At 63.5% G+C, this 14,656-nt stretch carries 17 protein-coding genes; 9 read left to right on the forward strand and 8 right to left on the reverse strand.

Annotated features, from left to right (window positions below; all coding sequences use genetic code 11):
* Positions 1-316: 316 nt before the first annotated feature.
* On the forward strand, positions 317-742 hold the full coding sequence (locus tag ACSSV4_RS04440) for a hypothetical protein (protein ID WP_454273736.1): 426 nt from the start codon (positions 317-319) through the stop codon (positions 740-742).
* A 6-nt stretch (positions 743-748) separates the two neighbouring features.
* Here ACSSV4_RS04440 and ACSSV4_RS04445 read toward each other — a convergent pair whose 3' ends face one another.
* Positions 749-1,156 carry a hypothetical protein gene (locus ACSSV4_RS04445; protein WP_454273738.1) on the reverse strand — a complete coding sequence of 136 codons (408 nt, stop codon included), beginning with the start codon at positions 1,154-1,156 and terminating at the stop codon, positions 749-751.
* The gene (locus tag ACSSV4_RS04450) at positions 1,153-1,404 is read right to left on the reverse strand and encodes a hypothetical protein (protein ID WP_454273739.1); all 252 of its coding nucleotides are present in this window, start codon (positions 1,402-1,404) and stop codon (positions 1,153-1,155) included. Before ACSSV4_RS04450 ends, ACSSV4_RS04445 begins: the two co-directional genes overlap by 4 nt.
* A 220-nt stretch (positions 1,405-1,624) precedes the next feature.
* On the opposite strand from ACSSV4_RS04450, the gene ACSSV4_RS04455 reads away from it, so the two are divergent.
* The 3 genes from ACSSV4_RS04455 (at position 1,625) to ACSSV4_RS04465 (ending at position 3,488) form a co-directional block, all read left to right on the forward strand.
* The gene (locus ACSSV4_RS04455) at positions 1,625-2,173 is read left to right on the forward strand and encodes a S24 family peptidase (RefSeq protein WP_454273740.1); all 549 of its coding nucleotides are present in this window, start codon (positions 1,625-1,627) and stop codon (positions 2,171-2,173) included.
* 27 nt (positions 2,174-2,200) lie between these two features.
* Positions 2,201-2,500 (forward strand): hypothetical protein, encoded by a 300-nt coding sequence (locus ACSSV4_RS04460; protein WP_454273742.1) that lies wholly within the window; start codon positions 2,201-2,203, stop codon positions 2,498-2,500.
* 742 nt (positions 2,501-3,242) lie between these two features.
* Positions 3,243-3,488: a hypothetical protein gene (locus ACSSV4_RS04465; RefSeq protein WP_454273744.1), complete on the forward strand. Its 246-nt coding sequence runs from the start codon at positions 3,243-3,245 to the stop codon at positions 3,486-3,488.
* Between the two features lie 23 nt (positions 3,489-3,511).
* Here ACSSV4_RS04465 and ACSSV4_RS04470 read toward each other — a convergent pair whose 3' ends face one another.
* Entirely contained in the window at positions 3,512-3,631 is a 120-nt protein-coding gene (locus ACSSV4_RS04470; protein WP_454273745.1) for an entericidin A/B family lipoprotein, read from the reverse strand.
* Between the two features lie 143 nt (positions 3,632-3,774).
* On the opposite strand from ACSSV4_RS04470, the gene ACSSV4_RS04475 reads away from it, so the two are divergent.
* Complete coding sequence (locus ACSSV4_RS04475) at positions 3,775-3,960, forward strand: CTP synthetase (protein ID WP_454273747.1); 186 nt, start codon at positions 3,775-3,777, stop codon at positions 3,958-3,960.
* A 9-nt stretch (positions 3,961-3,969) separates the two neighbouring features.
* Here ACSSV4_RS04475 and ACSSV4_RS04480 read toward each other — a convergent pair whose 3' ends face one another.
* The gene (locus ACSSV4_RS04480; protein ID WP_454273749.1) at positions 3,970-4,728 is read right to left on the reverse strand and encodes an alpha/beta fold hydrolase; all 759 of its coding nucleotides are present in this window, start codon (positions 4,726-4,728) and stop codon (positions 3,970-3,972) included.
* Between the two features lie 90 nt (positions 4,729-4,818).
* Here ACSSV4_RS04480 and ACSSV4_RS04485 point away from each other — a divergent pair, with 90 nt between their 5' ends.
* Positions 4,819-5,193, forward strand: coding sequence for a hypothetical protein (locus ACSSV4_RS04485; RefSeq protein WP_454273750.1), 375 nt, complete (start codon positions 4,819-4,821; stop codon positions 5,191-5,193).
* Positions 5,194-5,275: 82 nt separating this feature from the next.
* Here the strand turns inward: ACSSV4_RS04485 and glyA are convergent, their stop codons facing one another.
* Complete coding sequence (gene glyA, locus ACSSV4_RS04490) at positions 5,276-6,583, reverse strand: serine hydroxymethyltransferase (protein WP_454273751.1); 1,308 nt, start codon at positions 6,581-6,583, stop codon at positions 5,276-5,278.
* 170 nt (positions 6,584-6,753) lie between these two features.
* Between glyA and ACSSV4_RS04495 the strand changes: the two genes are divergently transcribed.
* Entirely contained in the window at positions 6,754-7,515 is a 762-nt protein-coding gene (locus ACSSV4_RS04495) for an NAD kinase (RefSeq protein ID WP_454273752.1), read from the forward strand.
* A 58-nt stretch (positions 7,516-7,573) separates the two neighbouring features.
* Here the strand turns inward: ACSSV4_RS04495 and ACSSV4_RS04500 are convergent, their stop codons facing one another.
* Entirely contained in the window at positions 7,574-8,146 is a 573-nt protein-coding gene (locus ACSSV4_RS04500) for a CIA30 family protein (protein WP_454273754.1), read from the reverse strand.
* Positions 8,147-8,670: 524 nt separating this feature from the next.
* Between ACSSV4_RS04500 and ACSSV4_RS04505 the strand changes: the two genes are divergently transcribed.
* On the forward strand, positions 8,671-9,348 hold the full coding sequence (locus ACSSV4_RS04505; RefSeq protein ID WP_454273756.1) for a DUF4396 domain-containing protein: 678 nt from the start codon (positions 8,671-8,673) through the stop codon (positions 9,346-9,348).
* A 49-nt stretch (positions 9,349-9,397) separates the two neighbouring features.
* The gene (locus ACSSV4_RS04510; RefSeq protein WP_454273757.1) at positions 9,398-10,105 is read left to right on the forward strand and encodes a type 1 glutamine amidotransferase domain-containing protein; all 708 of its coding nucleotides are present in this window, start codon (positions 9,398-9,400) and stop codon (positions 10,103-10,105) included.
* A gap of 39 nt (positions 10,106-10,144) precedes the next feature.
* Here ACSSV4_RS04510 and prpE read toward each other — a convergent pair whose 3' ends face one another.
* Both prpE and ACSSV4_RS04520 read right to left on the reverse strand, forming a co-directional pair.
* Positions 10,145-12,034 (reverse strand): propionate-CoA ligase PrpE, encoded by a 1,890-nt coding sequence (prpE, locus tag ACSSV4_RS04515; RefSeq protein WP_454273758.1) that lies wholly within the window; start codon positions 12,032-12,034, stop codon positions 10,145-10,147.
* A gap of 214 nt (positions 12,035-12,248) precedes the next feature.
* Entirely contained in the window at positions 12,249-14,528 is a 2,280-nt protein-coding gene (locus ACSSV4_RS04520; protein WP_454273760.1) for an NADP-dependent malic enzyme, read from the reverse strand.
* Positions 14,529-14,656 lie beyond the last annotated feature (128 nt).

Raw genomic sequence — 14,656 nt, forward strand, 5'->3', positions numbered from 1 at the left:
GTTCAATTCAACTAGCGCGCCCTCGGCGATGGTCAGACCATCCTCGGCATCCTCGACCCGCCCTGTCAGCCCAAGATGCGACTGGACGAGGGCGCTCTCGCTGGTCACGTCCACAGTGTCGAGCTGCACCAGCGACCCTTCAGCATCCTCGATCGCTCAGATCATCAGGGCAAGGCGACAGCGGATACTCATGCCACACCTTCCCGCCGGGCAAGTGTGATCGGCTCCCCTGTCACCTCCTGCCCACGCCAAAAAACCCGCACCCTGTGATACTCTCGACCCGACTCAAGCAACCCCTCAGGTGAAAGGCCGACCAATGGCATCAGGAAGAGACATTCGCCCGCACAAGATTGACCCGTCGGAACTCCACTGGCGGACGCCAGAAGCAGCGCTGCGCCGCCTGAATGCTCTGGCGGAACTGGCAGGCACGGATGATCGCCCCCATACACCCGCCCCGCATCCAGCGCCATCTGGCCGAGAACTCGGCTATCTTCTGGATAATCTTCTCCTCGGGGGGTCAGAAGAACACCTGGAGATAACCGCCAATAATCTTCCGCCAGCGCAGCAAGCGCTCCTTGACCGGCTGATCCGCTCGGCGCGGGCCGCGTTGCAAGAAAGGCAGCACAGCGAACCTCAAAGGCTGCTGGGATTTCCAGCCGATACGCGCGGTACATGGGCCAATCTTCTCGGTCAGGGCTGGATACCGTGGCAACCGGGCTGGGTCGCTCGTTTGCGGGATTAAGAATGCTCATGCCGGATAACTCCTCTCGGTGGGGGTGGATCGCGCCAATCGGCGGCGGCTCTTGGGGTCCAGAAACGGATCGTCGATCTTCTCGGGAAACACGAAAGGCGGGATAAGCCAGCGCAGTTCAGGGCAGATCATGAGGGCCATATCCCGGCGACGTGCGAACGACTTGCGCTGCTCGGGTGCGGCTGCATTGCGATGGCCCGTCATCACGTAGAGAATGTCGATACCCGCCGCCGCCAGACTTTTGGACAGAGCAAACGTCACCGGAACCTCGCCCGCCTCGACCCGCTTCCAGACCAGCTGCTCGACGCCGATCCGGCGCGCTAGGGCGGTCGGGCCGATCTTCATGATCCTGCGCTCTTCGCGCAGCCGTTCACGCATCTTCTGGCCCAGCCTTATACCGCTCATGCCGCATCCTCCTTGGTACCGGAGGGCCGCTCGATGCCTTTCGGCCAGGCATGCCCGGCATCGTCCGGCCAAAGGTCGGAACAGCGTTTGATGATAACCTTGGCGCGACGGAGGGTGAGCCCCACGCCTGCGTCAAGACGCGCCACCGTATCGCCGCTGCCGCTGGCCATACGGGAGGCATAGGTGACCTCCCAATCGCGGGCCTTCGCCAGCGCGATAATCAGGTCTCTTATTTGGTGCTCGCTCAACATGCACCTATTTGTGCACAATCGCGGACGCGATGCAACCACAATTGAGGACAAATAGAAAAGATTGGACGAAAAGGCGTTTTTTAGGTAGTGCACGATTGTGCACGCGGTCCCGTCATATGTCCTCCTTGAGGAATTAAAAGCTCGCCTCAAAGAGACGGGAGCATCTCATCGTGGTCTCGAAGCGCAACTCGGACTGGGCCGAAACGCCCTCAAGGGAATGCTGGACAAGAGCCCTCGAACGCCTAGCGTTGATAGGGCCAAAGAGATCGCCGAGGCGCTCGGCCTCGAATTCTACATCGGTCCGCCGCGCAAGGATCTCCCGGTCTATACCGTAGCCCTCGACGGAGCCGACTTCGCGCCGATCCCCCGCGTCGATGCCCGCCTCGCGGCGGGCGGCGGCGCGATCAATGACCAGGTGGAAGAGCTCGGCGCACTCGCCTTCCGCCGCGACTGGCTGCGCGAGCGGGACATCTCACCCTCCGATGCCTGCCTTCTCCGTGTCACCGGTGACAGCATGGCCCCCACGCTCCACGACGGCGATCTGGTGATGATCGACGAACGCCGCACGCAGATCCGCAACCGTCACGTCTATGCCCTGATCGACACCGACGGCGCGGCCCGGGTCAAACGCCTCGACCGTATCCCTGACCAGCTGATCATCCTCACCTCCGACAACCCCGCACACCCCGCCGAGACCCGCACCGGTCCCGACATGAACCGCGTCCGCATCCTTGGCGAGATTGTCTGGTCAGCGCATGCGTGGTAGCATTCAGATCAAATCCGCGAGGTCCCAATGGGAAACCTGAACCTCTCTACGACGCATTTCGCATTCGGCGGGGTCGTCGCCGCTGCTGCCCTGATCGCGGGCGGCTTTTGGTATGTTGAGCATTTGAATAAGACGCGGCTCTACACCGAGGCTGCAGCCGATTGCCGCAATGGCACGGGTGCCGGAAAACTCCTCGCCCTCGATGATCAATACGGCATCGACGCGCGACCAAAGGACCTGTTCTACGCACTCAGTGACTGCGCGCACGAGTACAGGATGGAGCGGATCAGGTACCTGCAAGGCCTCCGCGACGCGCTGTCTGACTGATTGTCATCTGAGCGCCTGTTCACCCGAAAATAGGGTCCCACTTCTCTCCCCGGTCCGGGCCGCTGTCAAATTGGCTATCCGTTTGATATCGCGGGCATAACCATGGAAGTGGGACCCTGAAAAAGAACTGGGCGGCGAGGGTCCCAGATCTTTGCCCTCCCGAACCCTCTCAGCGCCCCCTGAAACACCGCCCTCACGGCCCGTTAAACCTTTATTTAATAGGGTTTGAGCGTTTCGGCCCGCATGCCCCCGGTAATTGCCTCTCCGGCCCCATTCCGGGCCTCTACGGCGCTTTCAAGCGTTCCACTGCAAACTTCGCACGGCTCTTGAATGCGCGCGCGTGGACCCTCTGAACCCCCTTATTTACAAGGCCCATCCGCCCACATCCGCCTTCTTCGGGGGTCTTCCGGTATCACTGTAATATAGAGTGTCACCTAACAGTCAGGTGGCGCTCGGTGTTTGAGTGACACCGAATGCCCTCCGACGAAGGCGGGCGCGACGGTGGCAGGGAAGCGCGATACCGGGCCGCAATGGCCATGATCGGGACCGGGGGCGCAACCGCGTCACGCAGCGGCGGCCGACTGGCTCGGAGGGCGGCGTCACGGGCGCGTGCGACGGTCAGGCGACGATCGCCGCCGCACGCCCGCACGACACAAAGCCCCAAGCCGCGTCGAGCCGGGTCCCCTTGACACACCCACTCGCCCATCCCCATGTCTGAGCTTACAGTGAAAGGAGGACCATCATGGACCGTCTAAGCCTGTATCTCACCCTTGCTACCGGGTCCGTGACCGTGGGCGGGCTCGTCATTGCCGTTCTGGCGCTTGGCTATTACACGTGGCCCGCGATTGGCGGGGCTGCGGTCGTGGGCGCGCTCGCCGCCTGGCCGCTGGCCTACGTGATCTCCCGGCGGATCAAGCGCAAAGACCCCAATTTCGACCACACCCGGGAGAGCGGCCTCATCCCGGACCCGTCGAAACCCGAGGTCTGAGGTCAGAGGGGCGCGTGCCCGTCTTACTCCACCGCGTTTTCCATCGCCTGTCCGGCGTTCTGGATATCGCGCCCGGCGCCCTGCACCGTCTCGCAGGCGGCCAATCCCGTGCAGGCCAGAAGTCCGATCAATAGCAGTCTCATGTCGCGTCCCTCCTGTTGCGTCGCAAGTGTGGCTTACAGCCCCGCTCGCGTCGGCGCAATCGGTTCTGCACCTGACCCAGATCAAGGCGCTGCACGGCGCTCACCGCTAGACATCCGTCAGTGTCATAACCCCTGAGACCCCCATGCTGCGCCTTGGCTTCATCCTGCATCTTTTCATCGGCTCCACCCTCGCTGGGTCCGCCGTCATCGCGGCTCTCGTGGTCGGACAGGACACGCTGATCCCGATCCTGATCGCCGCGGCGCTCGGTTTCGTCGCGGCCTTTCCGGTGACGTATGTGGTGACGAAAATGCTCTATGAGGACGGCTGATCACCGCTTTCAGCCGTCCAGCCACACACGCACCGCGGCCTCGAATTCGCGCGGCTTCTCGGCATGCAGCCAATGCCCCGCGCCGGGGATCTTGGCGAATTGCGCCGCCGGGAACAGCGCCTTGATCCGGTCGCGATGCGCGTGCCCGACATAGTCCGACTCCGCGCCGCTCAGGAACAGGGTGCGTCCGTCGTAAGCGCCTGAAATATCCGGAAAGCTCAGGATCTTCGGCATCTCGCGCGCGAGCGTGTCGAGGTTCAGAAGCCAGCGTTTCCCGGTCACGTCGATCGCCTGCAAGAAGAATGGCACAAGCGCGGGGTTGTCCACCGTCTCGCGCAATTGCGCGGCGGCGTCCGAGCGCCGCTCGACCCGCGACAGATCTACCGCTTTCATCGCCTCGATATACTGTATCTGGGTGTGCTGATAGGCGACAGGCGCAATATCTGCCACGATCAGGCTGTTGACCAGATCGGGCCGCGTCAGCGCCAGCACCATCGCCGCCTTGCCGCCCATCGAATGCCCCAACACATCGCAGGGCGCGCCGATATCCTCGATCACCTCGGCCAGATCGGCGGCCATGTCCTCGTAAGACTGCGTGTCAAACCAGGGGCTTGACCCATGATTGCGTTGATCGACCGCGACCACGTGACGGCTGTCCGACAGGCGTTTCGCGATCACCCCCCAGTTCCGCCCCGAGCCATAAAGCCCGTGAACGATCACCAATCCGGGCCCGTCGGTCGGCGCGCCATGTTCGATCCGGTTCAACATGGGCCCTGAATATCGCCCCACCCGCTCAATGACCAGCCCCCTTGAGCAGCCAGCACCGGGCCGCTACACTGCGGTCAAAGGGGTGTTCAAGTGATTGATACGGAAGAGTTTCAGACAAAGGTGACACGGCTGCAAACCGCGCTGTCGGACAGGATGCGCCTGCGCGGCGCGACGCTCGAGCGGCAATTGCGCCGGGCCGGGCGGCGTCTGCCCCGCCGTCAGCGGCGCGCCGGTCAGATCATCCTCGGCGCGCAGGATTGGATGGCCCACCCCAAGCTTGCCAGGGTGCTGGATTCGTCGAGTGTAAACAGCGCCTTCACGGATATGCATCGCCATCTCGACACGCTCGACCCGGCCGAGGCGCGCAAGACTGCGATCCTGCGCCTCTTGGGGGGTATCGCGCTCAACCTGATGCTGTTGGGCGGGCTGATATACGCCCTGATCCGCTGGCAGGGCGCGGGCTAAGTTCAACCGGCAAGACACTGTTTTCAAATAAAAATCCCGCGCAGAAATCGAACTGCGCGGGGTTTTCTTTCTGCCCTCCGGCTCAGAGGTTCGGATAGAGCGGGAAGCGCGCGCACATCGCCGCAACCTCGGCCTTCACCTTGGCCTCAACCGCCGCATTGCCATCCGCGCCATTCGCGGCCAGCCCATCGACCACCTCAATGATCCAGTCCGCGATCTGACGGAACTCCGCCTCACCGAAGCCGCGTGTCGTGCCGGCAGGCGACCCGAGGCGGATGCCGCTGGTGACAGTCGGTTTTTCCGGATCGAACGGCACACCGTTCTTGTTGCAGGTGATATGCGCCCGGCCCAGTGCCTTGTCGACGATATTGCCCGTGACGCCCTTGGGACGCAGATCGACCAGCACGACATGAGTGTCGGTGCCGTGGGTGATGGTATCCAGCCCGCCCTTGATCAACTGATCCGACAGCGCCTGCGCATTCTTGACGACCTGTTGGATGTAGCTCTTGAATTCCGGGCGCAGCGCCTCGCCAAAGGCCACGGCCTTGGCCGCGATCACATGCATCAGCGGCCCGCCCTGAATGCCGGGAAAGATCGCCGAGTTGAATTTCTTGGCCAGCGCCTCGTCATTCGTCAGGATCATGCCGCCACGCGGGCCGCGCAGCGTCTTGTGCGTCGTGGTGGTCGCCACATGCGCGTGCGGGAACGGGCTGGGATGCTCGCCCGCCGCCACCAGACCGGCAAAGTGCGCCATGTCCACATGCAGATAAGCCCCGACGGAATCAGCGATTTCCCGCATCCTGGCAAAGTCGATCCGGCGCGGGATCGCCGAGCCGCCAGCGATGATCAGCTTGGGCTGATGCTCGGTCGCCAGCGCCTGGATCTGATCATAGTCGATCAGATTGTCCTCTTTGCGCACCCCGTATTGCACCGCGTTGAACCACTTGCCCGACTGGTTGGGGGCGGCACCATGCGTCAGGTGGCCGCCAGCATCGAGGCTCATGCCCAGAATCGTATCGCCCGGCTGCAACAGCGCGGTGAACACGCCCTGATTGGCCTGACTGCCCGAATTGGGCTGCACGTTGGCAAAGCCGCAGCCAAACAGTTCGCAGGCCCGCTCGATGGCGAGATTCTCTGCGATATCAACATATTGACAGCCACCGTAATAGCGCCGACCGGGATATCCTTCGGCGTATTTGTTGGTCATCACGCTGCCCTGCGCCTCCATGACGGCGGCAGAGACGATGTTCTCGCTGGCAATGAGCTCGATCTCGTCGCGCTGACGGCCCAGTTCCTGACGGATCGCGCCAAAGAGATCGGGATCGCGCGAGGCGAGGGATTCCGTGAAAAAGCCTTGGTCCGCGACTGGCTGATTTCCGTCATGGGGCATGTGAGCAACTCCGGCAGAGGGTGAATTTTCGATTTCCTAAAGGAAACTCGTCCGTTTTGGAAGAATGTAAAGCGACGAATCCGCTTGCAGGACCGGCACGGCTGGTCTTGGCACGGGAATTGTGGTTCGATCCGCGCCAGTGCATCGCCTTTTGGAAACAGGACCCCGGCATGAGCCGCAAGATCGCCTTTGTCGCCAGCGACATGCCCGTCGCGCAGATCGCCCGCGCCGCGCTCAGCAATCGTTTCGGCGACGTCCCCGAGGAGCAGGCCGATGTGATCGTGGCCCTCGGGGGCGACGGGTTCATGCTCCACACGCTGCACCGCACGCAATACCTCGATGCGCCGGTCTATGGCATGAACCGGGGCACGGTCGGCTTTCTGATGAACGAATACAGCGAGACCGACCTGATCGAACGGCTCGCCGCCGCCGGGGAAGAGGTCATCAACCCCCTGAGGATGAAGGCGCAATCGCGCGACGGCACGCTGCACGAGGCGCTGGCCATCAACGAAGTGTCAATGCTGCGCGCAGGCCCGCAAGCGGCCAAGCTGCGGATCACCGTCGACGGACGCCTGCGGCTGGAAGAGCTGGTCTGCGACGGGGCGCTCGTTGCCACGCCCGCCGGATCGACCGCCTATAATTACAGCGCACACGGCCCGATCCTGCCGATCGGCTCGGATGTGCTGGCGCTGACCGCCGTCGCGGCCTTTCGCCCGCGGCGCTGGCGCGGGGCGCTGATCCCCAAGACCGCCGAGGTCCGTTTCGACGTGATCGACCCGGACAAGCGCCCGGTCATGGCCGACGCCGACAGCCGTTGGGTGGAAAGCGTGCTCTGGGTGGAAATCCGCTCGGAGACCAGCATCGCGCATCGCATCCTGTTCGATCCCGGCCACGGTCTTGAAGAGCGCCTGCTGCGCGAACAATTTACATAAAGCGACCTCAGTGGCCGGTATTCTCGCGGTTTCGGGCTGAAAAATATCACAAACCCGATTAATAGAGCCCGAGCCACCGGAACGACAGATCCGCCTGATGATCGCGCCCATAGGCCACCGCCGCAAGGCTGGTCACCGAGGCGGGATCCGGTGTGGCGCGCAAGAGCGCGCCGGACGGGGCGAACGCAGAAAAGGGAATGCGCACCTCCTGCCAGTCGCCACTGGTCTCGAATCCGGCCTGATAATATTGCCAGGGCAGCACCGTGCCCCGCGTCCGCAGATGCACGAAATACCGTCCTCCCGCCCCGAAATACCGTCCTCCCGCCCCCCTGACCCGCACGACAATGCCCTGCGCAGCTTCGGGCAAAGCGGTGTCCAGAGTGACGCGCGCCTGAAGGAAGCCGCCGCGATTGGCGGTGCTGACCGTGCCGGTCAGCCGCAGATAGCGCGCGCCCGCCTCCTCCTCGATCCGCGCCGCGCCCTCAGACACCCCGCCCATCACCTGATCGCTGATGAAACGATAGCTGCCAAGAGGCGGCGGGGCATAGTCGGCGATGGCAGGCTCGGCACGGGACGGATCGGGCATGAAACAGACCAGACAGGCCAAAAAGGCTTTCAAAACAAGGCGCATCACGACCTCCTGAGGGACAGACAAGCCGATCGCACCCGGCGAATACAGGCGGTGTTATCCGATATCAACGCCGCGATATTGCCTGACCATGGCCCCCGGACGCAAGCTCGTCTCACCTGACACGCACAGGTTCCTGACACGCAAATCGAAAGGGAAAACGGTCATGCGGTTGGCAAACAGCCTCAGGTTACTCCTTCTCGGAGCGTCTATCATCACCGGGCTCGTTGTGTACGAGGATCGCGAGACGCAGATGCAAGGCGATCCAGACGCGTTGACAAGTCTGCTTCCAAGTCCCGTCGAAGTCATGGTTCTGAGCGGGCAGCGGTCCTAGATCGCACGGCTCTTCCCCTGCCAGGCCTGCCGGGTTCCCGGTCCCCGCGCGGATGTCCCGCGCAGGGGGCGTTCGGTCTCGACATGGAACAGCCGCCGCGCGTGACGATACCGGGTCATCCAGATCGGCGGATGTCCGCCCCGTCTCGGCCTCCGGGGTTTAAAGACCTGCGCGCCTGCTTAGGTCAAAGGCTATGGCACAGAGTTACACAGCATTCGTCACGATCCTGCAAAGCCCATGGTTTTTGGTGGCATGGGCCGCGCTGATGCTGCCCAGCCTTGCAATACTGATCCGGGATATGAGGGCGCGCAACGCACATCTCATGCCACTGATGAAATGGGTCTGGGCGCTCACCGTCGTCTATTCCGGGCCTCTGGGCCTTGCCGTCTACTGGTGGTCGGGCCGCAAGGAGATTGCAGCCGACGGCCAATGGCGCCGTGCCGCACGCTCGGTGGCGCATTGCTATTCCGGCTGCGGCCTGGGCGAGATCATCGGGCTAACGCTGGCGGTCGGCGTTCTGGCGGCCACGACCACGGCGACCGCGCTCATCACCTTTGCCTTTGCCTATGCGGCGGGCTTTGCGCTGACCGTAGGACCTCTCATGCAGGAGGGCACCGGCTTTGTGCAGGCGGCCCGGGACGCGATCTATTCCGAGACTCCGAGCATTACGATCATGGAGATCGTGGCAATCGGGGTTGATCTCACGCTCGCGGGCAGTGCCGGACCAGGGCAAGTGCTGTTCTGGTCCTCAATGATCGTCTCACTGACCTGCGGCCTGATCGCCGCCTATCCGGTCAACCTGATCCTGATCCGCCGAGGCATCAAGGCGGGCATGATGGATCCACGCAACACAGACCACGCCCAAGGCTAGGCCGGGCCTATCGCACCCACCTGAACTGAAATGAAAAGGAGCGTTCACAATGACACGCATACTGATGATCCTCACCTCCTGTGACAAGATGGGACAGGACGGCGCGCCAACCGGCTTTTACTGGGAAGAAATGGCGATACCCTACTGGACGTTCCGCGATGCTGGCTATGAGGTCGATCTCGCCAGCCCGCTTGGCGGCCAGCCCCCGGCGGACCCGTCCTCGGACGATGATCCGGCCGCGCGCCCCGACGCCGTGACGCGCTTCATTGAGGACAAACATGCCATGCAGGCCCTGCGCGACACCGCCGCCGTCAGCAAACTCGATGCCGCGCGCTATGACGCGGTGTTCCTGCCCGGCGGGCATGGCACCATGTGGGATCTGCGCCAGACGCCCGCCGTCGCCAGGGCGGTCTCGACCATTCATGAAAACGGTGGCGTCGTCGGTGCCGTGTGCCACGGTCCCGCCGGGCTCATCGAGGCCAAGCGCAGTGACGGCACGCCGCTCATCAAGGGGCGTCGCATCAACGGCTTCACCAATTCCGAAGAGCGCTCGGCCGGCCTTGCCGATGTCGTGCCCTACCTGCTCGAAGATGCCCTGCGCGAGCAAGGCGCCGAGTTCGAACGCGGGATCGAGGATTTCTGCGGCTTCGCCGTGCGCGACGACCGGATCGTGACCGGCCAGAACCCCGATTCCTCCGCCGGGGTGGCCGAGTACATGCTCTCGGCCCTGCGCGACAGGGACCGCGCGGCGGCCTGAGAACAGGGCGCGCGCCGGGTCAGTTCCGGCGCGCGTCGCTTATTTTGCCAGTCCGATGCCCTGCAACGCGGTCCTGATCTCGTCCAGAATGGCCGGATCGTCGATGGTCGCGGGCATCTTGTAGTCCTGACTGTCGGCGATCCTGACCATGATCGCGCGCAGGATCTTGCCCGAGCGGGTCTTGGGCAGCCGGTCCACCACCACCGCCAGCTTGAACGCCGCCACCGGCCCGATCTGATCGCGCACCAGCCTGACGCATTCGGCGGTCACTTCGGAATGGGCGCGGTTCACGCCCTTGGTCAGGCAGACAAAGCCCACCGGGGCCTGCCCCTTGAGCGTGTCGCTGACCCCGATCACCGCGCATTCGGCGACGTCCGGATGGCTCGCCAGAACCTCCTCCATCGCGCCGGTGCTCAGGCGGTGACCGGCGACGTTGATCACGTCATCGGTGCGCGCCATGATCCACAGATAGCCGTCCTCGTCCTTCATCCCCGCATCGCCGGTCTCATAATAGCCGGGAAAGGTCGTGAGATAGGACTTGCGATAGCGATCCTCGGCATTCCACAGCGTCGGCAGCGTGCCCGGCGGCAGCGGCAGCTTGACGGCGATGGCCCCAAGCGTTCCGGGCGGCACCTCGTGCCCGCCCTCATCGAGGATCTGCACGTCATAGCCGGGCATCGCCACGGTGGGCGAGCCGACCTTGACCGGCAACACCTCGATCCCCGTCGGGTTGCCGGCGATGGTCCAGCCGGTCTCGGTCTGCCACCAGTGGTCATAGACCGGCACGCCCATCTTGTCGGCGGCCCAGTTGATCGTGTCGGGATCGGCGCGTTCGCCCGCCAGATAAAGCGCACGCAGGCAGGAAATGTCATAGTTCGCCAGTTCCTTCGCCTCCGGGTCATCGCGCTTGATCGCGCGCAAGGCCGTGGGGGCGGTAAAGAAACTCTTGACCTTGTGCTCCGAAATCACCCGCCAGAAGGTACCCGCATCGGGCGTGCCGACGGGCTTGCCCTCGAACACGATGGTGGTGTTGCCGTGAATCAGCGGCCCGTAGCAGATATAGCTGTGACCCACGACCCAACCCACATCCGACGCAGCCCAGAACACCTCGCCCGGATCGACATTGTAGATGTTCTTCATCGTCCAGTTGAGCGCGACCAGATGCCCCGCAGTCGGGCGCACCACGCCCTTTGGCGCGCCGGTAGTGCCGGAGGTATACAGGATATAGGCCGGATGGTTGCCCTCGACCGGCACACACTCGGCAGGCTCGACCCCGTATTGGAACGCATGCCAGTCATGGTCGCGCCCCGCGATGAGCTTGGCCACTTCCTCCTCGCGCTGGAAAATCACGCAGAAATCGGGCTTGTGCGCGGCCTGCTCGATGGCCCCGTCCAGAAGCGGCTTGTAATGCACCACCCGCCCCGGCTCGATCCCGCAGGAGGCGGCGATGATGCATTTGGGCGCGCAATCGTCGATCCGCACCGCCAATTCATGCGCAGCGAACCCGCCAAAGACCACCGAATGCACCGCGCCGATCCGCGCACAGGCGAGCATCGCCTCCAGCGCCTCGGGCACCATCGGCATGTAGATGATGACGCGGTCGCCCTTTTCCACGCCCTTGGCGCGCAGCGCCCCCGCCAGACGCGCCACCCGGCTGCGCAGCTGCGCATAGCTGATCTTGTGCTTGGTGCCGGTCACCGGGCTGTCATGGATGATCGCCGCCTGCGCACCGCGCCCGGCCTCGACATGGCGATCCACCGCGTTCCAGCAGGTATTCACCAGCCCGTCGGAAAACCATTCGTAAATCGGCGCGGAGTCGTCAAACAGCGCCTTGGAGGGTTTCTTCACCCAGTCGATCTTGTCGGCCTCTTCCATCCAGAAGCCTTCGGGGTCCGCCAGAGAGCGGGTGTAAACCTCATTGTATCCCATCGTATCCTCCTCCGATCCGTTGCACATGTGTTACGGTTCACCCTCTCATCGGGCAAGCGTCATGGATCGCGGCGGGACACAAGGCCGCAGAAATTTTGCAGAAAGTGAGGGAGACAGCCTGCAAATTTTTGCAAACCACCCTGATATGTTCATTTCACGGGATGCACCTCACAGATTTGCAAATCTGCAAACAAATTCCTGCAAATCCGCGATTCTACCCGTAATGCGCCACCGGCGTGCCCGCGATGGCCGCCATGTTCAGCAGCCCGCGCGGGGTGATCGACGGCGTCACGATATGCGCCCGGTTGCCCATCCCCATCAGGATCGGCCCCACTTCCAGCCCGCCGGATTTCATCTTGAGGATGTTGCGCACGCCCGACGCCGCGTCGGCATAGGCAAAGACCAGCACATTCGCCGCCCCCTCCATCCGGTTGCCGGGCAAGAGACGTTCGCGCAATTCCGGGTCGAGGGCTGCGTCGATATTCATCTCGCCCTCATAGGTGAAATCGCGCGGTGCCTCGTCAAGCAGGGCAAGGGCCGCGCGCAGACGCTTGGCCCCCTCGTCCTGCTGGTTGCCGAATTGCGATTGCGAACACAGCGCCACCTTGGGTGTGATCCCGAAGCGGCGCACATGGCGCGCGGCGCCAATCGCCGTCTCGGCCAGATCGGCAGGATCGGGCCGCACCCGCACATGCGTGTCGGCGATGAAGAGCGGCCCATCCTCGAGGATCATCATGCTCAGCGCGCCATGCGGATGATGCGCGTCATCGCCCAGAACCTGATTGATATAGTTCATGTGCCAGCGGAATTCGCCGAAAGTGCCGCAGATCAGGCAATCGGCCTCATCGCGATGCACCATGACCGCGCCGATGGCGGTGGTGTTGGTGCGCATGATCGCGCGGGCCAGATCGGGGGTCACCCCGCGCCGCGCCATGATGCTGTGATAGGTCTCCCAATAGTCGCGATAGCGCGGGTCGTCCTGCGGGTTCACGATGTTGAAGTCGCGCTCGGGCCGGATCGTCAGCCCCGCCCGTTCGCAGCGCCGCGCGATCACCTCGGGGCGGCCGATCAGGATCGGCTGCTCGGTGGTTTCCTCAAGGATCGCCTGTGCGGCGCGCAGCACGCGCTCATCCTCGCCCTCGGCAAAGACGATGCGCCGCGCGGCGGTGCGCGCCGCCTCGAAGACCGGGCGCATGAGCAGCGCCGACTTGAACACGCTGGCATCCAGATCTGCCTTGTACTGCTCCAGATCGGCAATCGGGCGCGCCGCCACACCGGTCTCCATCGCGGCCCGCGCCACCGCCGACGAGACGATGCCCGACAGGCGCGGATCGAACGGCTTGGGAATGAGGTAATCGGCCCCGAAGGTCATCTGCTCGCCGCGATAGGCCGCTGCCGCCTCGGCGCTGGTCGAGGCGCGGGCCAGTTCGGCGATGCCCTGCACGCAGGCCACCTGCATCGCGTCGTTGATCTCGGTCGCGCCCACATCGAGCGCCCCGCGGAAGATGAACGGAAAGCACAGCACGTTGTTGACCTGATTGGGAAAATCGGACCGTCCCGTGGCGATGATCGCATCCGGCACCGCTGCGCGCGCGGCATCCGGCATAATCTCGGGATTGGGATTGGCCAGGGCAAAGACGATCGGCCGCTTGGCCATGCCGCGCACCATCTCTGGCGTGACGATATCCGGACCGGACAGCCCGAGAAACAGATCGGCCCCCGCGATCACCTCATCAAGCTTGCGCAACTCGCTTGCCTGCGCGAAAGCCGCCTTTTCGGGGTTCATGTCCTCGGCACGGCCCTCATGGACCAGCCCGTGAATGTCGCACAGCCAGATATTCTCGCGCTTGACACCAAGTTTCACCAGCATGTTCAGGCAGGCGATGCCCGCCGCCCCGCCGCCCGCCGAGGCGACCTTGATATCCTCGAACCGCTTGCCCGCGACATGCAGCGCATTCACTGCCGCCGCCCCCACGACAATCGCGGTGCCGTGCTGATCGTCGTGAAAGACCGGGATATCCATCCGCTCGCGGCAAATTCGTTCAACGATAAAACAATCCGGGGCCTTGATGTCCTCCAGATTGATTGCACCAAAGGTGGGACCAAGGGCACAGACGATGTCGGCCAGCTTCTCGGGGTCGGTCTCGTCCAGCTCGATATCGAAACAGTCGATATTGGCAAATTTCTTGAACAGAACCGCCTTGCCCTCCATCACCGGCTTGGACGCGAGCGCGCCGATATTGCCCAGACCCAGCACGGCGGTGCCATTGGTCACCACCGCCACAAGGTTACCGCGTGCGGTGTAGCGGCTCGCATTTTTCGGGTCGGCCTTGATCTCGAGGCAGGCCTCGGCGACACCGGGGGAATAGGCACGCGCCAGATCGCGGCCATTGGCCATCGGCTTGGTCGCGCGGATCTCCAGCTTTCCGGGCTTGGGGAACTCGTGATAATCGAGCGCCGCCTGACGCGGGGCATCTTTCTGATTTTCGATCATGGCCACCCTCCCTGCGGTGAAATTAGTTTAACGCTAAACTACCTTGTGTGATCCATATCACGCAACCTCGATCTTGCAAGGGCAGCTTGCACCGCTGCGCGGCCTGCCGCAATCCCGGCGTTGCCCTG

This window comes from Roseovarius sp. MBR-154, assembly GCF_053628595.1.